Here is a 23,261-nt window from a genome sequence, read left to right as displayed (position 1 = left end):
GTGAAAAAAGAGTGAATCAAAATTCCATGCAGACTTCTACGAATACAGAAGTATTAAATGATATTTTGAAAGCAATTGATGGTGAGTACACAGCAATTTCTTGCTATGAGCTATTAGCGAACCAGGTTCAAAACGACGAGATAAAAAAACGCATACTTGAAATCCGAAATGATGAAATCAGACACTACGAAACCTTTTGGTATCTTTATATTTCATTAACCGGAAAGCAACCTTCTCCTAAAATCACAAGACAATGTCCTGCCGATTATAGAAATGGAGTACTCGCTTCATTCATAGATGAACAGGAGACCGTTGACTTCTATCACGATATCGCGAGAAATACCGATAACCCAATTGTTAGAGACGCTTTTACACGTGCCTCAGCTGATGAACAAAATCATGCAGTTTGGTTTTTATATTTTATGAACAAGCAGTGATTGTGTAGTGGCTTGCCGACGATTATGTCGGCTTTTGCTACTTCATATCGTGTTTCTACTGCAACGTTTCTACGAACTGTGCAGCTACCTAATTCCCGACAGCCACTTTATATCTTGAATTTTCAACACTCATTTCTGGCAAATTAGCTCTTACAAGGGCATCTGCAAATGGTGGAGGAACGCTATTTCCAACTCGTTTGATTTGTTCCGATTTTGTCCCAGGGTGCTGATAGTTGGATGGGAAACCTTGTCCAGCAAATAATTCATGCGGTTGTAACATACGTAATCCGATATCAATTATTTTATAGCCGTTTGTTCTAACTGCCGTTAGTGCAAAGCGGTCTTTTGTAGTTATCGTGTGCAAAGGTTCATTTAATCCTTGGGCTGTACTCTGTCCGTAATATTTAGTTAGGAAAGCAGTTACAAGACCAAAACGATTTCCACCTGCAGTAATCGTATGAAGTGGCGTATCAAGGGAAAGTCCACGTACTTCTTTCACACTTTGCTCTGTATAGTAACTAATAAGAAAGGCTGCTTTATGTTCATCCGGTACCATGAACGGCTTGTCGGTATTTATTACAAAGCGTTCTAGCCCTTTCTGAATTCGTTTCAGCGTATTAGGTACCAATGGCTTCTTACGATCGAAAATAGAAGGTACACCTATACTCCAATCAATGATTTCGTTGGAAGCTCGCCAAGGCTTTGATTTTCCTAATTGAACAGCTGGACTTTCCGGATCCCCGTGGGTTGGTTTCGGCCATGTAATTTGTTTCCCATCGCATCTAGCAATCATAAAGAATCGTTTACGAATGGTAGGCGCTCCATAATCACATGCTGTTAGTTCACGAAAATCAACCTCATATCCTAAGGATTGCAATGCTTTTACAAAACTATTAAAAGTCGCTCCCTTCAATTCCTTTACCGGTTTACCGTTTTCAATTGGTCCCCAGTCTTTAAATTCCTCCACATTTTCAAGCATTATTACTCTAGGCTTTACTGCTAAAGCCCACTTAACTGCAATCCAAGCAAGCCCACGAATTTCTTGTTTTACAGGTTTTCCACCTTTAGCTTTTGAATGATGTGTACAATCTGGACTAAACCAAGCTAATCCAACTTTGCGACCCCGAACCGCTTTAACAGGATCCACGTCCCAAACAGACTCGCAATAATGTTCTGTGTCAGGATGGTTCAACTTGTGCATAGCGATAGCTGCAGGATCATGATTGATAGCAATATCTACACTTAACCCTGTAGCCATTTCAATTCCTGTACTCGCACCGCCACCGCCAGCAAAGTTGTCTACGATTATTTCTCTGAATAAATCTAACTGTTGCAAGATTTCTCCTCCTCACTTCGCTTTTTCTACGTACTGTTCAATAAAAAAAACACAAACACAACTGCATCATAAACAATTCTTTATACGCATAAGATAAAACAGAGGTGTTTTTAAATGGAATACTTGCAGAATCTCTGTCATCAAATCGCTCAAATTGTAAAAGGAAAGCCTAAAATGGAACAAGGCGTTTGCTCTGTAGAAATAGGACGCAACTTTCACTTAACCATCCAGGACCGCGTAAGTAAAAGTGCGCTTCCAGCCGGTATAACATTTGAGTCACTCGATTTTCAAGGTAATGCACTCAACCTTGCAGAAGTAGTCGTCCTTCAAGAAGAATTACCCCTATTTGTTGACGCTCTTACAAAAAACGGATTAATCGTCAGTGCTATTCATAATCACTGGATTTTTACCAATCCAATTATTCTATATGTCCACTTTCAATCAGTAGAGCCACCATTATCTTTTGCTCATAAGTTTTCTGAAGCTTTTAGCGTGTTAAGGCAAAAATAGGTGAGATTATTATCTTTTACAGGAGGTCAATGATGAGTAATAACGAACAAAATAAGTCAAATCCAAATTTCGAAGGTTACATAACCGAACTCCTAGATATTGGAAAATTGATAAAAAAGATTGGTGATTCAATTTCGGCTGATGCATTGGTTATGGCTCTAGAAGCGTCAAATAAAAAGATTGAGATAGACAAAATGCAAAAGCAAATTGAATATTTAACAACTGAACTTGAAGAATTAAAAAAGCTCATATAAACTATTATTATTTTGATGTTCAACTTACTAGACCTTGAGAAAGGTCTATTTTTTTTACTGCAATTTCAGTTCTTCTGCGTTGCGGCAAAATCTAATCCGATCATTTTTTTCTTAGTTAAATGCCCTAGTATGTTTTTACATTCTGAATACGCTATTTGTAACTGAAGGTTCATTGTTCCGCCCTGTCTGTACCTCCAGTGGTTTTAAAATATCTACTTAAAACCAAATAAATGAATTAGATCAACATCCATTATCGACATAGGATGAACTATCCCAAATATAGGAGGTGTACTATATGCGTCAAGCGGTTGGTGGTTACGGAAACGGTTCAGGATTCGCTTTAATTATTGTCCTTTTTATTCTTTTGATTATTATAGGCGCAAGTTTCTTAAGTTACGGCGGCGGCGGTTATTGTTAATGACAATGAATTCCTAAACTAGAGCACTTTCTGAGACAGGTTTTCGACCTGTCTTTTCAACTCTGTACAGGTAGATATTCTATTTCGTCGCTAGCTCCTTTTCTTTTTTACGTTTCCGTTTAGCCTTTTTCAACTTATCTGTTTCGATCCAACCGCCATCTATTTGGCTGAACGCAAGAACGGAAAGTTTGTGCGGATACTTCTTTTCAAAGAGCTTTCTTTTTATTGCAAAGTCGGATGTTTCGAATCCTTTAACATCTATAGTCTCGATGGAACCGTTTAGATGATGGACTTCAAAGTCTGCAACATATTCAATTTTCCGATGTAACTTCCCGTCTTTTCTAAAACTTTCTTGTAATTCGTACCGTGGTTGCAAACGAAAGAATAATATCTTTTCTTGTTCCTGCTGTAACTTCAATAATTCGTAATATTTGGCCTCTGCCTTCGAGTCAAATACATGCCCATCCAATTCAATTTTTTTACTGTTATATTTGGTCTTTGTCTCTACCATGTTGCCACTCCTTATAATGAAAGGGGCACGAGGCCCCTCATAATTAGTCGATGATGTATACTTTTTTATTATGGATTTCTTCTGCTAAAGCTTCTTCAAGATAAGTTGCAATGTTTGCCATTGCATTTAACTCCCAAGCGCCACCATCAGCTTCAAATAATCCAACACGACCGCCTTCTTTAAGTCGAAGTACAAATTCAGACTCCGGTTGCGGTACTTCTGCAAAGGTACGGAATGGCTTTAAAGCTACAGGGTTTGGCAATTCCACATTACCTACTGAAGCTACACCTGTTTTTGCAGTTACTCGCTGACTTAACCCATCATCAGTAGTTGTAATGCTATTGTCTTCAACAATCGAACTAACAAGCTTAATGACAGTCGATCGATGTTCGTTTGGTACGAAGCAAGCCTGCAGCATGATTTGGAATTTCTCCCGGTCTACAAATTGCTCAAAAGTAATGGTCGGAAGAAGTGCCGCAGCTTTAACATAAGTACGACGGTCATTCACATCATTCAGAGAATCAAACACATTCACTTTTGTTGGTGACTCTACATGAATCATCACAGGACGTTCATGGTCAAAGTTCGATTTCACATAATCGACAAGACCAGATAAGCTACGAACATTAATTGCATTCACGTCATGCTCTACATTCAAGCGGTTTAGTTGACGTGTTGAATACGTGTTCCCCCCCGTTTCAACAAGCTCCGGGCGTACTAGATCTAATACATACTGAGTGAATTCTTTTAACATTAAATTTTCCTCTTTTCGGTTTATAGTTTTTTGGTTTGATAGATTAATAGATTTTATTTAAACTGAACCACTTTTTTGCTCGTCGGTTCTTCTGCAGGAAGTGGTTGGCCTTTGTCGTCTAAAATTTCTCCATCGTCACTAATGAATGCTTGTCCAGGTATCCCGCTTTTTAGTTCCGCGCCAGTCACGGATCCATCTGCTGTGTAATCGATGATTAATTCCGTTTCGACTCCTACAGCTGGAACAAGTGTTGATTTTGTATCAATAATCACATTTGCAAGATTTCGTTTTTCATTGGCTTTTAATGTAATGGTTACAGCTACCTTTCTAGCTTTCTTGTGGTCCGTGTTCGGATCCGCAATGTTATCCAAAGCCTTTTGTAACTCAATGTTTACTTTTTCAGCTAAAGCCCCGCTTGCGAATGAATTTAGATCGATGATTTGTTTCATGATTTTTTCCTCCTAATTTGTTTTTTTACGGGAATACCGTTTTTATTAACGTTTGGTTGCTCTATTCTCCAACCTTCCGCTTTTAAACTGGCAATCTCTTGCTTGGTCATGTGTCCACAAACTACTAAACTATGGCGGTCTGTAAATTTGAAAAGCGTAGTAATTAACAATGTGGATCACATCCTAGTAGCCATTAGCTTGTCGTTCGTGATTAACTGCGTTTTTTTCAAAGTAAGCATTTTCTATTTGTTCTTCCGCAAAACCTAAAGAGTCACCCAAAGTTGTAAATGCACTTAGCAGATTTGTGTATTCCTTCTCTAAAGGTAGGGCGACAAAAATTGCGATTTTCATAAACATATTTTTGAATTCTTTTATTGGATAAGTTTTCTTTGTTCTAGAACCGATATTAAAGTTAACTTCATCCGCATAGTGATTTTGGATGTTTAATTCCAAACCAATCGACAAGATGAAATGCAAGCAGTCTACATATTCTTCAAGAAGTGGATTTCGTACAGAACCAGTAGCGTTACAAAAACTACAGTCCACTTGGTTATATCCACCAATGTAATGAGCTGCATATGTCCCTTCACCACTACATCTTGGACATCTTACAGAAGTTCGTGACTCTTGGTCATTACTCCACCTCTTAAATCCTCGCCACTCATTAGCGCACTCACCAAGTTCCACTTGTAAAGCGAGTATTTTCCAATCCAAATTTTCCTGCCCTCTAAGTTCTGGGTGTTTCTCCATGATTCGTTCATCGAGTACTCTTTGAGTTTCAAAAAGCTTTGCAAGATTCATCGACCAAACACCTCCGCCATCTCGTCCGCCTGTTCCACAAATCCAACATGTTGTTTCATGAGCCATACATTTATTTGACTGGTGTATTTCAACTTTTCAAGCATTTCTTTTACTCTAGTAAGCTCACCAGATTTGTTGAGATAATCAACTTCCAACTTACGATAATCCTCTTTGAAGTTAAGCAATTCAGTGATAGCTTGTTTTTCTCCTTTATTTGCGATTTCAGCGGTTTCAATATACTTAGATACTTTTCCACTCATTTGTTCTAAACTTGCTTCTAATTGTCGAATTTTGAGGTTTGATGCATGCAATTGTTCTTTATGCTCTTCGACAAGGTTCAGAGCGTCCCGTTTTTCCTGTTCAAGTCCTTCAATCTGAATTTTCGCTTCTTGGATTACGTTTTGTAGTTCTGCCATTCCATCTAACTTCGCTTCAACTGTTGCTTTCGCCACTTCGACATCCCCTTTATCAGTTTTCTTTTTGTCGGAAGGTTTACCACCTTGTAAATTCAAACCTGTCAGCCCGTTTGCTTTCTTCCAAGCAACCAATTGATTAATATTCAGTCCGAAGTCAGCTCTGATGATCTTATCGTTTATCCCTTTAGCTTTTAGGTCTTTGAAAAGCTTCGGCGTCAATTTCGTTTCCACTTTCAATGGTTTTCTTACTTTATCAATTGGTTTACCATGTTTTATGGTTAAACGGGCCTCAAATTCAGCAGCTTTCCCACTTTCGAAAAACTCCATGATTTTTGTATTGTCCTGCCAAAGTTCATTTATGTTAGGGACAGTGTCTTTCAGTAACGCCAATCGGTTACGGTAACCTCTCAGTTTGGCTCGTTCCACATTCAACCTTTTCCGTTCTCTTGGAGTCACTTTTACCAACCTCCAAACATTGTTGATAATAGGTCCTCGCTGTATGCAGTTAACTTCAATCTAGGATTCTTAGAAACTGTTTCATGCCTTCTCACTTTCTTATAATCTTCGAAACCGCGAGTCTTCGAAACTACGAAAGCAATTTGGTGTTGATCTTTTAAAGTCGCATCTTGGGAGGTTATGACGTTTATAAGCCGGGCGTCTCGTTTAAGCTCATCCAAAGACTTGGACTTGGTATTTGTGTAGCCTTCACGATTCCACATTAGGACTCCACCGCCCTTTTTACAGCTAGCAAACTCACAAGAGAAAAATAGTTCATCGAATGCAACTGTTCTCCCTTTGGACCTTTGTATATCCCTTTTGCATTTAACTGTTGGATAAGATATTGTATTTTCGATTCCTGCTGGATATTGATTACTTTGCCGATCATTCGGAATCGACCTCCTCGAAACTGATAAAGGATTCAGCTGGGTAGAAACCTAAAAGTTTGCCTTCGGAATGTAAATCTATAAGTCTCGGAACAAAATCAGGATGTTCTCCATCGTATGAGATACCAAAATCCCCATTATGGAATTTACCAACCTTACGTCCAATCGACTTCCATAAGCGCCGCTCTTTTTCGGATTTGATTTCTTCAGGAGTAGCGTGACGTTCAATATCACGAATAGCTTTCCAACCGGATAAGGTTTCAAATTGAACTCTAGAATGAACATATTGAATATCAATAATTTTCACAATGACATTTCCTGCGTCAAAACTCCGATACACCACCCAATCACGGACCTGGTATTTCGGTTCTACTTCATAACCGCTACGTAGTGCATCCACAAGTCTGATCAACGGCATTCTGTTGAGGGCTGCATTCTCGTCTAGAAGCCATCCATTCGGGTTCCTTACGTGCGCACCGATAATACTTTCATCGGAAAACTTTCTTTTCTTCAAATGTTCAATTCCATCAGCCTGTTCCCGCGTTAACATAACTTTTTCAGTCATTATTGTTCAGCCTCCCCAATTCTTTCATTAATTTCTCTCTTTCAGCTGCAATATCAAAATCATCTGGAGTTGGTTCCATTGGATAGTCTTTCTTTCCAAACCATTCAGGTACTGGCTCAACCCTAGTATTTTTGGGTGTATTAAATGAATTCGTTCTACGTTGATCAGCTGCTTTAACATCATCCAATGTTTTTAACAATTGGTTTTTCCAGTTAATCAAAATAGAATTTGTATATCGAATTTTGTTAGTTGCATTTGCTTCCAGTGCTTTTTTTAGTGCTTCTAAAATTAACTCGTTTGGATGATTATCAAACATGTGTCCTAACTCCTCACCGATGTGTGGGGTCAATGGACCAATATTTTCTAAATAAAATTGAGATAGTTTAGCAAACTCTTTGTCATTCATTTCATTATTTTTTTTAGATAATTCATCAGCAACAACTTCATCTATTTTTGTATGTTGTTCTTTACTATTCTTTTCTTTACTATGCTTTACTTTACTTTGGGGATTAATGTTTACATCAATTGAGTTAATGTCTGCATTAATACTTTTAATTGATAGGTTTTTGTATACTTTAATGTCCTCAAACTCCAAAAGTAGATATTCTTGCACAATTTCAACCTTTTGCCTACGTCCTACGGCTTCTAGAAATCTCGTTTGTATGCCGTTGGATGTAAGAACCTCATGGTTTTCGAATATGCTCTTATCGAATAAATCCCACTTAACGCAATCATTAATGCATTCATTAATGATATTAATGTCAACATTAACTCTCTTCGAGAAGAGTAATTGTTCTGTTTCTGTCCACTTAGAGTAATAACCGTCTTTATAAATGCGCATTAATAATTTGATTACTATTGCAAACCCGACTGGTCCATGTACGGCTTCGACCAACTGGATTTTGTCATCTTGGTCGATATCTACATCAAGTGGAAAGTAATCCAGCCCCTGCTTTCTAGGTCTTGCCATTACACTTCCTCCTGTCATGGAATATGAATCAATTTTCCTGTAGCTCTAGCAACCTCTTGTCTTATTAGAAACTCATCACTATTAGTATCTGAAAGATGCAGCAACCATATTTCTTGAAGCTTGGATAGATCGTTGGCTTTCAAAAATTCGAGCACATTCTCCATACTGAAATGCGACTGCATGACACGCTTTCGCATCGAAGGATGAATACGGCCAGTCTGTTCGTTAAGATCCAAGACAGATTGACAGTAGTTACATTCAATCATCAAATGAGTAATACCACTGAATCGATATTTGATGTAATACGTGTCGGTAGCAAAAAGAAGCTTTTCCCCTTCTTGATTTACCAATAGGAAACCGAACGGCTCAGCTACATCATGTTGTACATCGAAGGGCAATATGGTCCAAGTACCAATAGTGAATTGCTTTTTGTTTTCCACTGACTTAATTCGATGGTGATTGATACCGATCGCATCTTTAGTTCCTGGAGACATGTAGCATCTGATTCCTGCTTTTAAGACTCCACTTAATCCAGCGCAATGATCTTTATGCTCATGCGTTACTAAACAAGCAGCAATATCGGTAGTTTGATAGTTTAATTTCCGTTGTATCTTCTTAAACGAGATACCGCACTCGATCAAGATGGGTGTTACCCCATCCGTCACGTAGTAGGCGTTTCCTGTACTTCCTGTAGCTAATGTTTGAATCTCAATCATTACCAAGCAGGTCCGTTGTCTACGATTTGTTGTTTTTCTTCTTGGACCGGTTCTTCCACTGGAACAGGCTCTGGTTCAGTAACAGCATCTTCAACAGGCATATCGATGATTGGCTTGTCCGGCTTGATATCCAATTCTTCTGTATTGGCATTCTGTTGAATTTCAGCTTCTGGATTGATTTCTTTTCTTTCTTGGTTTTCATACTCATTTTCAGTTGTGTTATTTATCGATTCTATTAATAAGTCACTATCATCACTCGAGTTAATAAATGCTTTAGCTGCACGGTTGATTACAGTACGCTTCGCCATTTCTTGTGGGAATTTGTCTTGCACATTTTTTGTCTTTCCTTGACTCCATGCGGTATCGATTTCTTTCCTTGTCATAACTGTTAGCAGCAATTCATCATCAGTCGTTTTGACAATTGCATAAGCACCTAATATTTTGTTATCTCTGTTCTCAAATTTAGTGCCATGGCTCACAAATTTGTCACGTCCATCTTCTATTTCGTAAACAAATTCATCACCTTGGAATATCACGTTTGCCCAAATGTCTTTTACGTTGGACAAACGCTTTAATACCACTTGTGTTCCGAAGTAAGAGCGATTTAATTTACATGTATCGCCATACTTGATGAAATAGCATTGCGTTTTAGCTGGACTTAACCCTTGTGTCACCATATCTAGTAATGCGTTGGCTACGGATGCTTTAGAGCAAACACTTAATAGATTTCCGCTTGAGCTGTTACTTAGTGCAAAGAACGCACTCTTTAGGGCGTTGCTGTAGTTGTAGTTAGGAGGTAAAACTAAACCTTCTTCTTGCAACCTAACTAAACTTTTATTAACGTCATCTGTAATATCCTTTTGGATAAGTGCTACTGATTGATTTTGATTAGTCATTAATATCTACCTCCAAATAAAGTGTTTGTTTTTCTTTAACCGTGGAATGATATTCCTCGGTAATAGATGTTACAAATACAGTGGCTTCATTTTTGTTATGCTGATTTCTTCTGAACTGATCGAGAGCACCTTTTCCATCTTTAGCAACTACCAATGCTTCTGTAACCACCTCTTTTATTTCACGCACTACAAATTCAGCCATCAGAATTCCTCCACTTCTTCATACTCGAATTTGATTTTCTTTCCGTTATGCTCTTTGATTAGTCTTTCAAAAAGACGTACGAAATCGCTCGGTCCTACTAAATCGCGTTCAAGAGTTGCATCTTCAGGACATTCCCAAAGTGGACCGACATACATCACGTCATCACCATCGATTAGAAGGCGCTCACGCGAGCAACCGTCTCCATCCTGATAAGATTCCACTTTTATCTCTACTGTTTCAGGCATGTCACACAACCTCCATGTTCAAGACCATTTGGTCGTCATTATCGTTTGTTTCCACTCGCAAGATCTTGTCTTGCTCTGAAACTACCAAACTAACAATCTGGGCATCTATGGCATTGAGCTTAGTAACGGCCTCCGCGTTGTCCACGAATATTGGAGCTACGATTCCGAAATGACTAGAAAGTGTTTCGATGATATCTAACCCAACATTGATTCGCATTGCGTTATTAAGTGAGCTATATGGAACGCCTGAATAAGTCGTTTCACAAACTTCGTTTAAACCACCGTTAATTTGGTTATCAAATAGTTTGAAACGAGCCAATTTAAACTTGGAGTTGATTTTTTCAGTAAGTAACTCTATTTTTCTACGAATAAATTCTTCTGTTAGGAATAATTGGTGCTCAAGCTTTTGATATTCTTTCGTAAGCATTTCTTCTTGATCCTCATACTCCGCTATACGAACTTTTAAATTATCAACGTTAGCATGCTTCGCTATTTCTGCATTCAGTTCACGCTTTTTAACTTCCAGTTGTATGTTGGCATCTTTTATATCTTGTGTAGCTTGAACGGACTGATTTTTGATAGTTGAAATTTCTTGTTCTAAAGCTTGTCTTAGGTTCATAAACTTGTTGTATTCGGGTGATTCGGAAACATCTTTTAAACTACTTTTTAGCGAATCTATATCACTATTAAGTTTCTCTATTTGTTTTGTTTTCTCACTTCGAATACCCTCGGTTTTTTCAAGATTTGATGTGTGCTTTTGGATTTCATCCAAGAACTGTTGTTTTTTGTGAGCATATGATTTACCTTTGCTATCGATTTCCAACAAATCGTTAGCCTTTTTTGTGTTGAATGATTCCATAGCTTTTTGACGTGCAGCTTCTACTTGATCAACTGGTAAGTCTTGCTCGCAAGTTGGGCAAACGCATGCATCAACATGTTGGAACTGGCTACTATTAATCTCAGTCCAATCGCTACGCAACTTAACTAAATCTTCTTCAATGCGCTTGATATTGTTATTTGCATATTCATTAGCACGATTGTGTTCGGCCGCTTTCATATCAAGGATTTTAAGATTTCCTTGTTCTTCTTGTAATTTCGCTTGCAGCTGATATAACTTATCTTTTGAATCCGATTCAAACGTACGCTTTACCGTTTCTAAGTCATTCTCTGCTTTCTTCAATTCCAATTCCTTGGACTGCAAAGCTTGTCCATTTTGAATATTGTTAATTAGTGTTTTGTTTTCATCGATTTGTGTTTCGATATCATTTAGATCGTAGCGAATTCGCTCAATATCGACAGCTTCTTCCGGAATCGATTTGTTAATTTCATCTATTCTCGCTGGTATCATTCGAAGGTCGTCATTTATTGCTTTTCGACGTTCTGCAATCACTTTTTTGTGATCTTCAAGCGAGCGACTTTTAAGGATTAGCTCTAAGCCTTTCAATTGATTATCCGATGCAAATACATCCTCGTCCGAAATGTCTCCACATATATCGATAAGCAACTTACGTCGGTCCTGCCATTTGATTTGTTCGTTAAAATACGTTGGGCTAGTGATTAGCTTGAATATCTCTTCCTCAACAATTTCAGCAACGAAATCCATGTATTCTTTCTTTTTCTTTGGTACTTCATCGATGTAATACTTGGTCTTGTGACCACTGAATTCTTTGTTAGCAGATCCTCGCTTTTGAACCCAATCCTCGAAGTAAACTTTCTTCAAAATTACCTCTGAACCATCGATTTCGAATACAGCTTCAACTGTGTGGTTTAGATTGTGTGATTCTTCTCCGGTAGTATCCAGTGACTTTATTGCGAAATCCTTTTTATTTTGTGAATCCTTATCGAATAACAGCCATAAAAAAGCATCAAAAAGAGAAGTTTTCCCTGTTGCGTTGTCTCCAAAAATACGGACACTTTCACCATTCGTTATAAGAGAAAAATTCTTAACTCCTTTAAAGTTTTCAAGGTTCATAGATAGCAGCTTTACGTTTTTCATTGTCTTCCTCCTTTGACATTTAAGAGGGTCCTCGTATACACTGTTATTAGATTATTGTGTAAGGACCCGAACCTGTTGTTGGCGCAACGGGTTTTAATTTTGTTCATTTTCCTTTTCTACAAGGGCCATAAGCTTTACGCCATTGATGACCACAAAAATTTCATCATCGGTATCAGTCAAGTGCTTTCTTTCGTATTCCTTAAAAACAGAAAGAAACTCTTTTAATGTCAGATGAATTACCACGTGTTTCTTGTTGTAAATATCGATTGATATTACACCTTCCATACCTTCCGCTGATTTAGCTACTATCCCAACCATTGCTGCTAATTGTTGAATATCTCCTTGCATCTATCACACCACCTTTCCTTTAAATTCATTTAGCAGAATTTCTGTGAGCTTGATTTGACCTTTTCCTGTTATCAACGTCGTATGTGTTTGAACATCTCCCTCCGTCCGTTTGACTATGGTAGGTCTTAACTCGAATAAGCCTTGCTCAATGTATTGCTGTTTCGGATTGTTTTTCTCACGACCACTTTTAATCAGATATCCTTTGTCACGTAGCCAGTCGAACATTTTGTTTCGACCTATATTAATGCTGTGTTTGTCGAATATGATTTTCACGAAAGCACCGATACTTACTGTAGCTTCGCTCGTTTCAACCACTCTTCCGAAATCGGTGTATCTTTTGTCCTCTTGAATTTGGGTTTGAAGTTCAATGATTTTTCTATCTTGTATTTGCATTGCCCGCTTGATAATCATTTCCGGACTGTTCCAGGCTTTTTCGACTTGAAGGAAATATTGTCTTGCTTCTTTGCCTTTATCAGTTCGTTGGATCATTGCGACTTCTTTCGCCATGTCTAGTTTGATGTGATGGTCTGTATAATCAGTAAACGGATTCTTAGGATTATTGGTCGGTCTTTTCTGACTAACCAATACATAGTCTGTGTTTTTGATAAATCCATATTCACTCATGCGTTCAAACCATTTCGTATACTGAGTACCAACTCCCAAAAATTCATGAAGCTCACGACCGCTTACAATGATTTCTCCTTGGTCATTGTTTTGAGTTGAAATTAAATGATTCATTTTCCTTCCTCCTTTTAGTAGGTATTTTTCCTTCTCTGTCGAATTGTGTTAGAGAAGGAGGTGTGAAGAATGACTTTAACCGATAAAGAAATCGCTCTAGAACTTACAAAAGCCTATTTAGGGCATTTAAATGCAAGAGCTTCAAGCAATAACATTTCAGCCTCTCATATTAAAGCTGAAAACGTTGCAACTGTTTATGAACTTTACTTTTCAACTGTTTCCAAAGCAGGAATTTCAACTACTGAAGAGTAACGGTTAATCTCGGAGTGTAGAAGTTCAATTGTTCCAGCAATTTCTTCTATTCTCCATCCCTTGTTTTTACAAAACTCCATAATTTCTAATGATCTGTTAAGATTGCTCAAAATCTTTTCCATCCATCTCGCTCCTTTCAATTTTCTTCCCACAAATCTTACAGTAGTTAGCCCCGGTTGGATGTTCTGTATTTCTACATCTTGTACACTCGTAATTTATCAACCTCACCTCTCTTCTCTCTCACACCCACCAGTAAAGATTCGAGTCTTGGCGTTGGCTAATGCTGTCGCTCGGGATTTAATCGGTCCGTCTTGGCATACTCCGCTCTTCGAATATTTATTGCTGGGTGTGATGGTTGTTGATGTTGTTACTTAGACCAGATGAAAATCGCTATACATACACTTGTGATTGCTGTGAATGTGCCGTAGAAGTAAAGGGCGTCAGTCCAGTGAATTCTTGAAGAACCGAAGAAATAGAAGTTTAGTTTTCTATAAAGGTTCATCTAGTCACCTCTAAAGCCTTAACATCATCCAAATCCGTTAAATCCATACCAACATTACGGCGTATGAAATCTTCCAGTTCAATCGTTGAAACTTTCATTCGTCCAAGCTTTAAACCTTTTAAGTGACCACTTTTTATCAGTTTGTATACGAATGCTTTGTTGCACTTTAATAATTTCGCTATTTCTGCAACTTCTAGCAACTCAGGCATTTTTTACGCCCTCCTCATTAGATATTTAAAATTTTTCGAATATGTTTAATGTGTTCTTGCGCTTTTTGGCCATCTCTACGTCCGCGGATAATATCAGATAAATATGCTTCTGAAATCCCCACTAAATCAGCAAGCTCTTTCTGTTTCATGTTCCGTTTAAAAAGTTCACTTCTTACTTGCAGTCCTAAGTCTTCAGACATCGGTTAACCCCCTTCTCTTTAAATACTCATACCGTCATTGGCTCGGTATCACAGCGCATTGTAAAAAAATAAGCTAAATTATTTGCTAATTGTATTGACCCAAAATGACTTTAATGCTAATATCAAGTCATAGCTAAATAAGACTTTAAAAAGCCTTCAAACATTACATTTAAACCGTTCCCCAACGTAGAAATGTGTTTTAATAGGTCGTATTTTTTGTACTTATTTTTAGCTAACTAATCTGCTTATGAACATAGTATACTGACTTAAAAGTCATTAGTCAACATAAAATGACTAAAAAGTTAATATTGATTTTCATAGGCTCTCGAAAGGTTGATATTAGTGAGTTTGGTGAAAAAAATAAAAAGCCTATGTGAAGAGAAAAAAGTAACATTTGCCGAAGTAGAAAGAAGAATAGGTATTTCTAATGGGCAAATTAGGAGATGGGATAATGTTTCTCCGAAAACAGAAACATTAGAAAAAGTAGCTGATTACTTTGATGTAAGTACTGATTATTTATTAGGTCGAACTGATAGAAAGCGCTACTATGATTTAACAGATAAAGATGAACAAGATATACAAAAAGAACTCAAAAAAATAATTGATGGTGATGACGTAGACGGCGCATTTGCTGCCTTTGATGGGAGAATATTAGATGATTTGGACGATGAGGATAGAGAATTGCTAATAGCTTCCTGGGAAAATACATTGCGATTAACTAAACGAATGGCAAAACAGAAGTTTACACCTAAGAAATACAGAAAATAAAGTGCGGTGACATTTCAATGGATGTTAAAAAGATTGTAGAACAATTAATTAAAAAATTTGGTACGACGAATCCTTTTATGCTGGCTAATCTACTAGGAATAATGATTGTTTATGAACCATTAGGATCCACATACGGCTACTATAGTAAATCTCACCGTATTAAAGTTATCCATATCAACGAGTTTTTATCCTTTCAAAAACAGTATTTTACGTGCGCCCACGAACTTGGACATGCTATTTTACATACAGAAGAAAATACTGCATTTTTAAAAAAGAAAACTCTATTTTCTACAGATAAATTAGAAATAGAAGCTAATACATTTGCTGTCGAGTTATTAGTACCTGATGATTTATTTTTTACCAATGATTCATCTTTTACCATCTATGATGAAATTAAAGAAAAAGGAGTTCCAGAGGAACTCGTAAACCTAAAAAACATAGATGGTAAAAAAATTTAACCCGAAAAAGAACATATGTACCCATTAAAGGAGGTGTTGCTTATATTTGATTTTCGATGTGTCTCAAAAAATGAATAATTTTAAAGGAGTGAAGCTTTTTGAAAGGCGGAGTAAGAAAAAGAAGCGGTTCTTGGTACTACTACTTTGATTTAGGGAATGTTGACGGAAAACGCAAGAAAATTGAACGTTTAGCAGAAGGTGCTCAAACGAAGTCAGAAGCACAAACAGTACTGCGTAGAAAAATATTAGAATATGAAAATGTAGGTATGGTCTTTAAACCATCAGAAATAACCCTACACGATTATTTAAATTATTGGATGAAAGAATATGTAGAATTAAAATTGAAGCTAAATACGCAATATAATTACGAAACAACTATACGTTTGCATATAAATCCTGCGCTCGGAAAATATAAATTAAAATCACTAACCCCTGAAGTGTTGCAAATGTTTGTGAATGAAAAAGTTCGTGAAGGGTTTGCAAGACAAACTATAACAATTATGATGGGTATTTTAAACAAGGCTCTTAGACATGCAGTGTACCCTTATAAGTACATTAACGAGAATCCTATGCAATATGTCGAGTTGATGATGGATACACCTAGAAAGGCAACAAAAGAGGATTTAAAGATACAATCAAATGAAAATCTAAAAAAGTTAAATAAAAATATAAAAGAAGACAACGACTTTTATATTCCCTTCCACATAGGGCTTAATATTGGACTACGAGTTGGTGAGACATGTGGGCTTGAATGGTCGAAGATAGACTTTGAAGAAAAAACAATTGAAATCGATCAACAATTAATTGGAGAAAAACAAGATGATGGAACTACTAAGTGGGTTCCCTCAAGTTTAAAATCAAAAGCTGGTTATCGAACAATTGCAGTTGGAGATAGTTTATTGGATATATTAAAAAAGGAAAAGTTACGACAGAAACAAAATAAATTGAAATATGGCAAACATTATATTAAAAGTGATCGTGTATGTGTGAAAGAAAATGGACAACCTCTCACGCCATCCATAATCAAATATCACACACGCACAATATCACAAAAAATTAATATTAAATTTAATTATCATTCTTTACGCCATACTCTTGCAACCAAATTAATTGAAAATGGATTGCCAGTAAAAACTGTTCAAAAGATTTTGGGTCATAGTCGAGCTTCCATTACAGAAGATCGTTATGTTCACCTTACTGAAAAAATGCAACGAAACGCTGCAAATGTCATGGATATGTTCATGCAAGATTTATAACTTGCCACCTAACTTTAAAAGCGGTGGCAAGAGGGTGGATTTTCCACCTTATTTTATAATCATAAATACCAGAAACACCACTTAGAGTCTTGGTATCACTTATTTATTTGGCTCGTCCATTTTCAGAACTGCCATGAATGCTTCTTGAGGAACTTCTACAGAACCTACTTGTTTCATACGTTTTTTACCTTCTTTTTGTTTTTCAAGAAGTTTACGTTTACGCGAAATATCTCCACCGTAACATTTTGCTAATACGTTCTTACCGATCGATTTAATCGTCGAACGAGCGACAATTTTTTGACCGATCGCAGCTTGTACCGGTACTTCAAATTGTTGTCTTGGGATTAGCGCTTTTAGCTTCTCAACAATCACTTTCCCACGTTCGTAAGCAAAGTCTTTATGCACGATAAAGCTGAGGGCATCCACTTTCTCACTATTAAGTAGAATATCCATTTTCACTAGTTTCGACTCTTTGTATCCGATTAATTCATAATCAAAAGAGGCATATCCTTTTGTACTAGATTTTAATGCATCAAAGAAATCGTATACAATTTCCGATAATGGAATTTCATAAATAATATTCACACGAGCGGATGATAAATAATCCATCGTGATAAAGTTACCACGTTTACGCTGACAAAGCTCCATAACAGAACCAACATAGTCTTCAGGGACCATAATTGAAGCCTTTACATATGGTTCTTCAATTTTATCGACCTTTTGCACTTCTGGCATCATGGAAGGGTTATCGACTTTAATTGTTTCGCCACTTGTTAACTTTACATCGTAAATAACACTAGGTGCAGTCGTGATTAAATCGATTTTAAATTCACGTTCAATACGTTCTTGAATAATTTCCATATGAAGTAATCCTAAGAAACCACAACGGTACCCAAATCCTAGTGCTTGAGAAGTTTCCGGTTCAAACTCTAGAGCCGAGTCATTTAACTCTAATTTTTCAAGCGCATCTCGTAAATCCACATATTTAGAGTTATCGATTGGATACAAACCACAGAATACCATTGGATTCATTTTGCGATATCCCGGAAGTGCTTCTTGTGCTGGGTTCGATGCTAATGTAATCGTATCCCCTACACTCGAGTCTCCTACATGCTTCATTGATGCAGTTAAAAATCCAACATCCCCGACTGTTAGTTCTTCACGCATGGTTGCTTTCGGCGTGAATACACCAGTTTCTACAACTTCGAATTCTTTCCCAGAAGACATCATTTTAATCTTGTCTCCAGGTTTTACTGTACCTTCCATAATGCGAATATAAACAATTACTCCGCGGTAAGGATCAAATAAAGAGTCAAATATAAGCGCTTTTAGCGGCGCTGAAGGATCTCCAGTAGGTGCAGGAACTTTTGCTACAACTTGTTCTAATATTTCTTCTATACCAATTCCTGCTTTTGCTGAAGCGTGCACTGCTTCCGAAGCATCTAGTCCGATTACTTCTTCCACTTCTTTTTTCACTCGCTCTGGATCAGCAGCAGGTAAATCAATTTTATTGACAACTGGAAGTATTTCCAAGTCATTATCTAATGCTAAATATACGTTAGCTAGTGTTTGTGCTTCGATTCCTTGTGCAGCATCTACTACAAGTATTGCTCCCTCACAAGCGGCCAAACTTCTTGATACTTCATACGTAAAATCGACATGTCCAGGTGTATCGATTAAGTGGAAAATATATTCTTCTCCATCTTTTGCATTATATGTCAATTGAACAGCATTCAATTTTATCGTAATCCCGCGTTCACGCTCTAGATCCATCGAATCGAGTAATTGGCTTTGCATTTCTCTTGATGTCACTGTTTGTGTTTTTTCTAATATACGGTCAGCAAGCGTTGACTTCCCGTGGTCAATATGCGCGATAATGGAAAAGTTACGTATTTTTTTCTGTCGTTCTAATCTCTCTTCATGGTTCATACTTGTTCACTCCTAATTAAACTACTTGCATTATAACAGATAAAGAATTGTTTAAGAAATATTACTATTGCATCTGTATGTACATTTTCAATAATTTTATTGGTTAAAAGTTAAAATAAATTATTTTTTGCCAGATTTTAATCTTATCAAAAACCCGGACATAACACAATCTACTGTGAATGCTTTCCACACAAAAAGAGATCAAGCATTAATAATACGCTTCATCTCTTTCTTGTACTATAGAATATTAGGAATAACTGTTTCTTATCGTTATAATATCCAAATTATTATTTGCAAAAAAGACAGTATACTTAAGATGGTAACTGTTCATTTAACATATTAGACAATGCTTTTGCTAGGATTGCAATCGAACGATTAATTTCTTGTTCGGTATTATCAATGCCCCCGAGTTCCACATTGAGTAAATTTTTGGCAAGGTCCTGATTGTAAACACCGTCTACTCCTTTACCTTCTTTTAGTAATATTCCACGCGAAATCCCAGGTACTAATTTATTTAATTGGTTAGAGAGATTTTGTGCCATTTGCTCATTCCATCTAAAGTTAGGGTGCTCTCCTCCAATAACGAATATAAATCTAGCATAGCTTTCTTCGCCATTTTTAAGTGTCGTTACATTTGCTCGAGCGGAGTCTCTATGAATATCTAAAATGACATCATATTCATTTTGACCGATTGCTTGTTGTACTAATGGACGTATTGAATTGTAATCATCCATTTCTTTCTTATTGTAATTTTCTAAAAAAGTTGCTTCCAATTGATGAAATGCAAATTGGGCATTTATTTGGTCTTGAAATGTCGTAATATTACTTATCGGATGGTAAATAGCGATTTTTTCACCTTTGGCAGCAAGAATTGGTTGATACGCTTCTTGCGAATGAGTAAAGTAAACAAATGCTTTTTTCGGCTCCGTTACTACTTCTTGAACAACTGGATTTTTTTCTAATTGGGCCGCATACACTACCGGGATTTCCTCTGTTTTCTTTTCTTCCACTTGTTCAGGTTGGGTCGTAAAAAGAGGTGTTTGGACAGTAGCGATAATGATAGGTGCCAAAAATAAAAGGATTAAAATGCTTGTTAAATTCTTCAGGGATTTAGCCATATATTCCACTCTCCTCACACAATCGTATGTGGAAAAGTGGAATTTTAGAACGACATCATCTACTAGTAATCCATGTTTCTAAACCGTTAGAAAGTAAGTAAGCATAATGCTCCACCCATGCATCCGTTTCTTTTGGTGTTACAAATAAAGAAGGATTCTTACCAACAAAAACTTCTTCAAACAATTTTCTTTTTTCTTCTTTTGGCCACGTAACCCATTCGCCAAAAATCGGTTGTAATACTGTTTTATCAATAGTCGTTTGCTTATTAGAGACCATCGGAGTTACTGCTAATGCGGAAGAAGGGCGTCCTTTTTCTTCAATTTTCGAAGCGATGTAATGAATCACTTGCTCCATTGCATCCGCATATAAGACCGGTCCATCTACAACCATCGGTATTCCAATTGCTGTAACTGGTACCCCATAAGCTTCCTCTGAAATTTCTTTTCGTTGATTTCCAACGCCTGACCCAGGATGTATGCCTGTGTTAGTGAGTTGGATTGTTTTACAAAGCCTTTCGCTATTTCTTGCAGCAAGTGCATCTAGTACAATGATTAAATCTGGCTTAAATGCGTTACTGATTGCCTCTACGAAATCACTCGTTTCAAATCCCGTTTGTCCAGTTACACCCGGTGCGTACATAACGACCTTGACTTGTTCGGAGTAGGTTAAAGATGTATTTTGTAGAAACTCAATTGCTTTTGGACCAATAGCATCTGGTGTAATGGTTGCATTACCAAGTCCAATGATCAATATTTTGGAAGACTTGGTTAGTTGAATGTTTTCATGCATTTCTCTTAGTTTTTCAATGAATATTCGTTCTAAATGTTGAAAACTTTGTTCATCATTCGGGTTAACGGTTAGATCCGTTAATGTTATATACTTTCCTTTTTTCTTTCCTATTTCCTTTTCGCCATTTTCATCAATTTCAATGGATGTGACTAATACTGCTCCTTCACGGCTTTCATCGAATTTTACGCCTTCTGATTCTTCTAAAGCGTCCTTTTCTTTTTTGGTGCGATGTTTGACCATTTCATCCGATTCATCTATTAAATCTGTTCGTCCCCACATAGTTTTCACCTCAAAATTAGTTTGGTCGATGTGTCAAGTAAATATTCTTTGCATTTATATATTGCAATTTGTTTTTGCGTTTGTTAAAATAATGCTTGTTGTATTAGACAGTTTCAACAAAGAAATGTATCATCTCGAGACCATTTTAGGAGGTGAAAGGTATGCCAAATATTAAATCTGCAATCAAACGTGTTAAGAAAAACGCAACTTTGAACGCTCAAAACGCTACTGCTAAATCTGCAATGCGTACTGCTGTAAAAAAAGCGGACAATGCTGCACTTAACAATGACGAAAACGCAAAAGAACTTATTAAATCTGCAATCCAACAATTGGAGAAAGCAGCTTCTAAAGGTTTAATTCATAAAAACGCAGCTACTCGCAAGAAAGCTCAATTAATGAAAAAAGCGTAATTTAAATAAGACTGGCCGGTTTATCCGGTCAGTCTTTATTTATTTTCACAAGTATTAGTTTCATAAATTGCTATTTAATATTGTCAAAGTACGTTTGGTGCTTTTATATAAGTGCTTGCGGATTACCTTGAACGGAACAAGTTTTACATAATAACCGAACCTTCTTGATGGGCAAGGGATGCAAGATAGAAAGCAATAGAGTGACCGAAATTGCATCTACGGTCACTTCGCTGATACACTCCCCCAATAATGATTAAGTGATCATCTCGTCCAAAGCGAAACGAAAAGTACAAGTGAGAATTGACTAATCAACAGTCTTTAATTATTTCATTAAAAACAATTCTAATATACGACCCCGGTTAATATTTAATGTTTTTAACTGCAAATCTACTGTCGCTAAATCATTTAAAGTCTGCAATAGTTTTTGTTCGTTATACAATATCGGATTATCAAATAGCAATTTTACTCGGTAAGGATGTACTTTTAATATCCCTGCTATTTGTTGTGCATGATATCCTTTTTTCTTTAAATGACCTACTTGCACCATTAACCTCACTTGTGTTGCAATCAATGCATTCAACTTTAAGGGATCCTCTTTTTGCTTTATTAGATCATGGTAAATGGCGATTGCTTCACTTTTGTTGCCCGCAAGATAAGCATTTCCAAGTGTAAAAACATCTTGTTCTAATGTTCGAACGAGTAATTTTTTCACTGTTTCAGTATCTATTTCTTCCGTTTCTCCTACAAATGTCGCTATTTTAGCTAATTCTGTTTGTAAATGAACTAAATCGGTACCGCCATATTCGATGAAACGCTCAATTGTTTCTTCGGACATTGTTTTGCCGTGTGCTTTCAGTTCATGCAATACCCAACTTTTTAAATCATGTGCTTGTAAAGAAGTTGCTTCAATAATGTTAGCTGTTTGCTTCATCGCTTTCGTAATTTTTTTTCGCTCATCTAACTTTTCATAAGGAGCGATAAAAACGACAATTGCGGTTGGAGAAGGACTTTGAAGCCACTTTTCTAAACTAACTGTATCGTGTATCACTTTTTCTTTTCCTTTTTCCGTTGCTTTTAAAAAGAAAGCATTCTTGGCAATGACAAGCTTCTTATCCGAGAAAAAAGGAATTGTATCCGCTTCATACATTACTTCGTCTACACTTTTTTCTTCCATATCAAAGGTTATTATTTCTACTTCCCCTTGCTCATTTAATTGTCTCTTTAATCTTTTTAATGTCTCTTCTATAAAATACGCTTCTGTTCCGTATAATAAATACACATTCGACAAATCATTGTTTGCTATTTGCATCCACTTTTCTGAAATCATCTTAGATCTCCTTACTGCTATTGGTTTGCCTTTATTATAACTTAAAAATGGTGAATAATTTGTGACATTGTCGGAAGGTAAGGAGAAAAGAAACATTCCATGTAGATTTTTAATAGCCTATCCTATATAATTAGGTGGAAATAGGAGGGGTAGTAATGAATGAATTTGAACAAAATGTACAGTCGAAGCGTAACGACGCAATCGACTCAGGCGTAGGTTTTGTAGTCTCCTTTGGATTTTTTACCATTATGTTCGCTATTGCAGTAATTGTTGAGTTTGTTTCTCGATAATCACTAGAAAAGGATTTTGTCTATACT

General features: G+C 36.8%; 33 protein-coding genes. 10 read left to right on the top strand and 23 right to left on the bottom strand.

Going from position 1 to position 23,261, the window contains the following annotated elements:
* The first annotated feature begins 11 nt into the window (after positions 1-11).
* Complete coding sequence (locus tag ACIQ38_RS07990) at positions 12-437, top strand: ferritin-like domain-containing protein (RefSeq protein ID WP_402820615.1); 426 nt, start codon at positions 12-14, stop codon at positions 435-437.
* A gap of 88 nt (positions 438-525) precedes the next feature.
* Here ACIQ38_RS07990 and ACIQ38_RS07985 read toward each other — a convergent pair whose 3' ends face one another.
* Positions 526-1,773, bottom strand: coding sequence for a DNA cytosine methyltransferase (locus ACIQ38_RS07985; RefSeq protein WP_402820612.1), 1,248 nt, complete (start codon positions 1,771-1,773; stop codon positions 526-528).
* 114 nt (positions 1,774-1,887) lie between these two features.
* Here ACIQ38_RS07985 and ACIQ38_RS07980 point away from each other — a divergent pair, with 114 nt between their 5' ends.
* The 3 genes from ACIQ38_RS07980 (at position 1,888) to ACIQ38_RS07970 (ending at position 2,955) form a co-directional block, all read left to right on the top strand.
* Positions 1,888-2,283, top strand: coding sequence for a DUF1259 domain-containing protein (locus ACIQ38_RS07980; RefSeq protein ID WP_402820609.1), 396 nt, complete (start codon positions 1,888-1,890; stop codon positions 2,281-2,283).
* 32 nt (positions 2,284-2,315) lie between these two features.
* Positions 2,316-2,537 carry a hypothetical protein gene (locus ACIQ38_RS07975; protein ID WP_402820606.1) on the top strand — a complete coding sequence of 74 codons (222 nt, stop codon included), beginning with the start codon at positions 2,316-2,318 and terminating at the stop codon, positions 2,535-2,537.
* A 295-nt stretch (positions 2,538-2,832) separates the two neighbouring features.
* Positions 2,833-2,955 carry a YjcZ family sporulation protein gene (locus ACIQ38_RS07970; protein WP_402820603.1) on the top strand — a complete coding sequence of 41 codons (123 nt, stop codon included), beginning with the start codon at positions 2,833-2,835 and terminating at the stop codon, positions 2,953-2,955.
* Between the two features lie 79 nt (positions 2,956-3,034).
* On the opposite strand, the gene ACIQ38_RS07965 is transcribed toward ACIQ38_RS07970, so the two are convergent.
* The 16 genes from ACIQ38_RS07965 to ACIQ38_RS07890 all read right to left on the bottom strand — a co-directional run bounded on the left by ACIQ38_RS07965 (position 3,035) and on the right by ACIQ38_RS07890 (position 13,446).
* Entirely contained in the window at positions 3,035-3,466 is a 432-nt protein-coding gene (locus ACIQ38_RS07965; RefSeq protein ID WP_402820600.1) for a DUF1064 domain-containing protein, read from the bottom strand.
* A gap of 43 nt (positions 3,467-3,509) precedes the next feature.
* Complete coding sequence (locus tag ACIQ38_RS07960; RefSeq protein WP_402820597.1) at positions 3,510-4,220, bottom strand: hypothetical protein; 711 nt, start codon at positions 4,218-4,220, stop codon at positions 3,510-3,512.
* Between the two features lie 53 nt (positions 4,221-4,273).
* A complete protein-coding gene (locus ACIQ38_RS07955) occupies positions 4,274-4,669 on the bottom strand; it encodes a replication terminator protein (protein WP_402820594.1) in 396 nt (131 codons plus the stop codon).
* Positions 4,666-4,839, bottom strand: a complete 174-nt coding sequence (locus ACIQ38_RS07950; RefSeq protein ID WP_402820590.1) for a hypothetical protein — start codon at positions 4,837-4,839, stop codon at positions 4,666-4,668. The genes ACIQ38_RS07955 and ACIQ38_RS07950 overlap by 4 nt, the downstream gene beginning before the upstream one ends.
* Positions 4,840-4,852: 13 nt before the next feature.
* Positions 4,853-5,470, bottom strand: a complete 618-nt coding sequence (locus ACIQ38_RS07945; protein ID WP_402820587.1) for a dUTP diphosphatase — start codon at positions 5,468-5,470, stop codon at positions 4,853-4,855.
* A complete protein-coding gene (locus ACIQ38_RS07940) occupies positions 5,467-6,318 on the bottom strand; it encodes a hypothetical protein (RefSeq protein ID WP_402820584.1) in 852 nt (283 codons plus the stop codon). The genes ACIQ38_RS07945 and ACIQ38_RS07940 overlap by 4 nt, the downstream gene beginning before the upstream one ends.
* 286 nt (positions 6,319-6,604) lie before the next feature.
* On the bottom strand, positions 6,605-6,772 hold the full coding sequence (locus ACIQ38_RS07935; protein ID WP_402820581.1) for a hypothetical protein: 168 nt from the start codon (positions 6,770-6,772) through the stop codon (positions 6,605-6,607).
* Positions 6,769-7,335, bottom strand: coding sequence for a hypothetical protein (locus ACIQ38_RS07930; RefSeq protein ID WP_402820578.1), 567 nt, complete (start codon positions 7,333-7,335; stop codon positions 6,769-6,771). Before ACIQ38_RS07930 ends, ACIQ38_RS07935 begins: the two co-directional genes overlap by 4 nt.
* Positions 7,328-8,305, bottom strand: a complete 978-nt coding sequence (locus ACIQ38_RS07925) for a Lin1244/Lin1753 domain-containing protein (RefSeq protein ID WP_402820575.1) — start codon at positions 8,303-8,305, stop codon at positions 7,328-7,330. Before ACIQ38_RS07925 ends, ACIQ38_RS07930 begins: the two co-directional genes overlap by 8 nt.
* 14 nt (positions 8,306-8,319) lie before the next feature.
* Complete coding sequence (locus ACIQ38_RS07920) at positions 8,320-9,021, bottom strand: MBL fold metallo-hydrolase (protein WP_402820572.1); 702 nt, start codon at positions 9,019-9,021, stop codon at positions 8,320-8,322.
* The gene (locus ACIQ38_RS07915; protein WP_402820569.1) at positions 9,021-9,917 is read right to left on the bottom strand and encodes a recombinase RecT; all 897 of its coding nucleotides are present in this window, start codon (positions 9,915-9,917) and stop codon (positions 9,021-9,023) included. The genes ACIQ38_RS07920 and ACIQ38_RS07915 overlap by 1 nt, the downstream gene beginning before the upstream one ends.
* Positions 9,910-10,119, bottom strand: a complete 210-nt coding sequence (locus ACIQ38_RS07910) for a hypothetical protein (protein ID WP_402820566.1) — start codon at positions 10,117-10,119, stop codon at positions 9,910-9,912. The genes ACIQ38_RS07915 and ACIQ38_RS07910 overlap by 8 nt, the downstream gene beginning before the upstream one ends.
* Positions 10,119-10,364: a hypothetical protein gene (locus ACIQ38_RS07905; protein ID WP_402820563.1), complete on the bottom strand. Its 246-nt coding sequence runs from the start codon at positions 10,362-10,364 to the stop codon at positions 10,119-10,121. Before ACIQ38_RS07905 ends, ACIQ38_RS07910 begins: the two co-directional genes overlap by 1 nt.
* Before the next feature lies 1 nt (position 10,365).
* On the bottom strand, positions 10,366-12,360 hold the full coding sequence (locus ACIQ38_RS07900) for a hypothetical protein (RefSeq protein WP_402820560.1): 1,995 nt from the start codon (positions 12,358-12,360) through the stop codon (positions 10,366-10,368).
* Positions 12,361-12,453: 93 nt separating this feature from the next.
* Positions 12,454-12,708 (bottom strand): hypothetical protein, encoded by a 255-nt coding sequence (locus ACIQ38_RS07895; protein WP_402820557.1) that lies wholly within the window; start codon positions 12,706-12,708, stop codon positions 12,454-12,456.
* A 3-nt stretch (positions 12,709-12,711) separates the two neighbouring features.
* Complete coding sequence (locus ACIQ38_RS07890; RefSeq protein ID WP_402820554.1) at positions 12,712-13,446, bottom strand: antA/AntB antirepressor family protein; 735 nt, start codon at positions 13,444-13,446, stop codon at positions 12,712-12,714.
* A 69-nt stretch (positions 13,447-13,515) separates the two neighbouring features.
* Here ACIQ38_RS07890 and ACIQ38_RS07885 point away from each other — a divergent pair, with 69 nt between their 5' ends.
* Complete coding sequence (locus ACIQ38_RS07885) at positions 13,516-13,698, top strand: hypothetical protein (protein WP_402820551.1); 183 nt, start codon at positions 13,516-13,518, stop codon at positions 13,696-13,698.
* A gap of 498 nt (positions 13,699-14,196) precedes the next feature.
* Here ACIQ38_RS07885 and ACIQ38_RS07880 read toward each other — a convergent pair whose 3' ends face one another.
* Both ACIQ38_RS07880 and ACIQ38_RS07875 read right to left on the bottom strand, forming a co-directional pair.
* Positions 14,197-14,409: a helix-turn-helix domain-containing protein gene (locus ACIQ38_RS07880; protein WP_402820548.1), complete on the bottom strand. Its 213-nt coding sequence runs from the start codon at positions 14,407-14,409 to the stop codon at positions 14,197-14,199.
* A 17-nt stretch (positions 14,410-14,426) separates the two neighbouring features.
* The gene (locus ACIQ38_RS07875) at positions 14,427-14,609 is read right to left on the bottom strand and encodes a helix-turn-helix transcriptional regulator (protein ID WP_402820545.1); all 183 of its coding nucleotides are present in this window, start codon (positions 14,607-14,609) and stop codon (positions 14,427-14,429) included.
* A gap of 342 nt (positions 14,610-14,951) precedes the next feature.
* On the opposite strand from ACIQ38_RS07875, the gene ACIQ38_RS07870 reads away from it, so the two are divergent.
* The 3 genes from ACIQ38_RS07870 (at position 14,952) to ACIQ38_RS07860 (ending at position 17,091) form a co-directional block, all read left to right on the top strand.
* Entirely contained in the window at positions 14,952-15,377 is a 426-nt protein-coding gene (locus tag ACIQ38_RS07870; protein ID WP_402820542.1) for a helix-turn-helix domain-containing protein, read from the top strand.
* A gap of 17 nt (positions 15,378-15,394) precedes the next feature.
* Entirely contained in the window at positions 15,395-15,835 is a 441-nt protein-coding gene (locus tag ACIQ38_RS07865) for an ImmA/IrrE family metallo-endopeptidase (protein ID WP_402820539.1), read from the top strand.
* 98 nt (positions 15,836-15,933) lie between these two features.
* Positions 15,934-17,091, top strand: coding sequence for a tyrosine-type recombinase/integrase (locus ACIQ38_RS07860; protein ID WP_402820536.1), 1,158 nt, complete (start codon positions 15,934-15,936; stop codon positions 17,089-17,091).
* Between the two features lie 99 nt (positions 17,092-17,190).
* Here ACIQ38_RS07860 and lepA read toward each other — a convergent pair whose 3' ends face one another.
* From lepA to gpr, 3 genes are all read right to left on the bottom strand, one after another.
* Entirely contained in the window at positions 17,191-19,020 is a 1,830-nt protein-coding gene (gene lepA / locus ACIQ38_RS07855) for a translation elongation factor 4 (RefSeq protein ID WP_402820533.1), read from the bottom strand.
* A gap of 311 nt (positions 19,021-19,331) precedes the next feature.
* Complete coding sequence (gene spoIIP / locus ACIQ38_RS07850) at positions 19,332-20,138, bottom strand: stage II sporulation protein P (protein WP_402820530.1); 807 nt, start codon at positions 20,136-20,138, stop codon at positions 19,332-19,334.
* A 55-nt stretch (positions 20,139-20,193) separates the two neighbouring features.
* Positions 20,194-21,207, bottom strand: a complete 1,014-nt coding sequence (gene gpr, locus ACIQ38_RS07845) for a GPR endopeptidase (protein WP_402820527.1) — start codon at positions 21,205-21,207, stop codon at positions 20,194-20,196.
* Between the two features lie 161 nt (positions 21,208-21,368).
* On the opposite strand from gpr, the gene rpsT reads away from it, so the two are divergent.
* On the top strand, positions 21,369-21,617 hold the full coding sequence (gene rpsT / locus ACIQ38_RS07840) for a 30S ribosomal protein S20 (RefSeq protein ID WP_142538269.1): 249 nt from the start codon (positions 21,369-21,371) through the stop codon (positions 21,615-21,617).
* Between the two features lie 322 nt (positions 21,618-21,939).
* On the opposite strand, the gene holA is transcribed toward rpsT, so the two are convergent.
* A complete protein-coding gene (gene holA / locus ACIQ38_RS07835) occupies positions 21,940-22,944 on the bottom strand; it encodes a DNA polymerase III subunit delta (RefSeq protein ID WP_402820523.1) in 1,005 nt (334 codons plus the stop codon).
* 155 nt (positions 22,945-23,099) lie between these two features.
* Between holA and ACIQ38_RS07830 the strand changes: the two genes are divergently transcribed.
* Positions 23,100-23,234: a YqzM family protein gene (locus ACIQ38_RS07830; RefSeq protein WP_093266124.1), complete on the top strand. Its 135-nt coding sequence runs from the start codon at positions 23,100-23,102 to the stop codon at positions 23,232-23,234.
* Positions 23,235-23,261: the final 27 nt, after the last annotated feature.

This window comes from Psychrobacillus sp. NPDC096389 (assembly GCF_044762855.1).
Classification (GTDB): domain Bacteria; phylum Bacillota; class Bacilli; order Bacillales_A; family Planococcaceae; genus Psychrobacillus.
The sequence above is the reverse complement of the archived record's forward strand: the minus strand, read 5'-3'. Positions and strand labels throughout refer to the sequence as shown.

Bases quoted from the DNA above. Each gene is read 5' to 3' on its own strand.
- spoIIP (WP_402820530.1), bottom strand. From the start codon at position 20,138: ATGGCTAAATCCCTGAAGAATTTAACAAGCATTTTAATCCTTTTATTT.
- ACIQ38_RS07925 (WP_402820575.1), bottom strand. From the start codon at position 8,305: ATGGCAAGACCTAGAAAGCAGGGGCTGGATTACTTTCCACTTGATGTA.
- ACIQ38_RS07930 (WP_402820578.1), bottom strand. From the start codon at position 7,335: ATGACTGAAAAAGTTATGTTAACGCGGGAACAGGCTGATGGAATTGAA.
- holA (WP_402820523.1), bottom strand. From the start codon at position 22,944: ATGATTTCAGAAAAGTGGATGCAAATAGCAAACAATGATTTGTCGAAT.
- ACIQ38_RS07895 (WP_402820557.1), bottom strand. From the start codon at position 12,708: ATGCAAGGAGATATTCAACAATTAGCAGCAATGGTTGGGATAGTAGCT.
- ACIQ38_RS07960 (WP_402820597.1), bottom strand. From the start codon at position 4,220: ATGTTAAAAGAATTCACTCAGTATGTATTAGATCTAGTACGCCCGGAG.
- ACIQ38_RS07890 (WP_402820554.1), bottom strand. From the start codon at position 13,446: ATGAATCATTTAATTTCAACTCAAAACAATGACCAAGGAGAAATCATT.
- ACIQ38_RS07955 (WP_402820594.1), bottom strand. From the start codon at position 4,669: ATGAAACAAATCATCGATCTAAATTCATTCGCAAGCGGGGCTTTAGCT.
- ACIQ38_RS07900 (WP_402820560.1), bottom strand. From the start codon at position 12,360: ATGAAAAACGTAAAGCTGCTATCTATGAACCTTGAAAACTTTAAAGGA.
- ACIQ38_RS07880 (WP_402820548.1), bottom strand. From the start codon at position 14,409: ATGCCTGAGTTGCTAGAAGTTGCAGAAATAGCGAAATTATTAAAGTGC.
- ACIQ38_RS07905 (WP_402820563.1), bottom strand. From the start codon at position 10,364: ATGCCTGAAACAGTAGAGATAAAAGTGGAATCTTATCAGGATGGAGAC.
- ACIQ38_RS07980 (WP_402820609.1), top strand. From the start codon at position 1,888: ATGGAATACTTGCAGAATCTCTGTCATCAAATCGCTCAAATTGTAAAA.
- ACIQ38_RS07865 (WP_402820539.1), top strand. From the start codon at position 15,395: ATGGATGTTAAAAAGATTGTAGAACAATTAATTAAAAAATTTGGTACG.
- ACIQ38_RS07975 (WP_402820606.1), top strand. From the start codon at position 2,316: ATGAGTAATAACGAACAAAATAAGTCAAATCCAAATTTCGAAGGTTAC.
- ACIQ38_RS07945 (WP_402820587.1), bottom strand. From the start codon at position 5,470: ATGAATCTTGCAAAGCTTTTTGAAACTCAAAGAGTACTCGATGAACGA.
- ACIQ38_RS07970 (WP_402820603.1), top strand. From the start codon at position 2,833: ATGCGTCAAGCGGTTGGTGGTTACGGAAACGGTTCAGGATTCGCTTTA.
- ACIQ38_RS07965 (WP_402820600.1), bottom strand. From the start codon at position 3,466: ATGGTAGAGACAAAGACCAAATATAACAGTAAAAAAATTGAATTGGAT.
- ACIQ38_RS07830 (WP_093266124.1), top strand. From the start codon at position 23,100: ATGAATGAATTTGAACAAAATGTACAGTCGAAGCGTAACGACGCAATC.
- ACIQ38_RS07920 (WP_402820572.1), bottom strand. From the start codon at position 9,021: ATGATTGAGATTCAAACATTAGCTACAGGAAGTACAGGAAACGCCTAC.
- ACIQ38_RS07935 (WP_402820581.1), bottom strand. From the start codon at position 6,772: ATGATCGGCAAAGTAATCAATATCCAGCAGGAATCGAAAATACAATAT.
- gpr (WP_402820527.1), bottom strand. From the start codon at position 21,207: ATGTGGGGACGAACAGATTTAATAGATGAATCGGATGAAATGGTCAAA.
- ACIQ38_RS07885 (WP_402820551.1), top strand. From the start codon at position 13,516: ATGACTTTAACCGATAAAGAAATCGCTCTAGAACTTACAAAAGCCTAT.
- lepA (WP_402820533.1), bottom strand. From the start codon at position 19,020: ATGAACCATGAAGAGAGATTAGAACGACAGAAAAAAATACGTAACTTT.
- rpsT (WP_142538269.1), top strand. From the start codon at position 21,369: ATGCCAAATATTAAATCTGCAATCAAACGTGTTAAGAAAAACGCAACT.
- ACIQ38_RS07875 (WP_402820545.1), bottom strand. From the start codon at position 14,609: ATGTCTGAAGACTTAGGACTGCAAGTAAGAAGTGAACTTTTTAAACGG.
- ACIQ38_RS07910 (WP_402820566.1), bottom strand. From the start codon at position 10,119: ATGGCTGAATTTGTAGTGCGTGAAATAAAAGAGGTGGTTACAGAAGCA.
- ACIQ38_RS07915 (WP_402820569.1), bottom strand. From the start codon at position 9,917: ATGACTAATCAAAATCAATCAGTAGCACTTATCCAAAAGGATATTACA.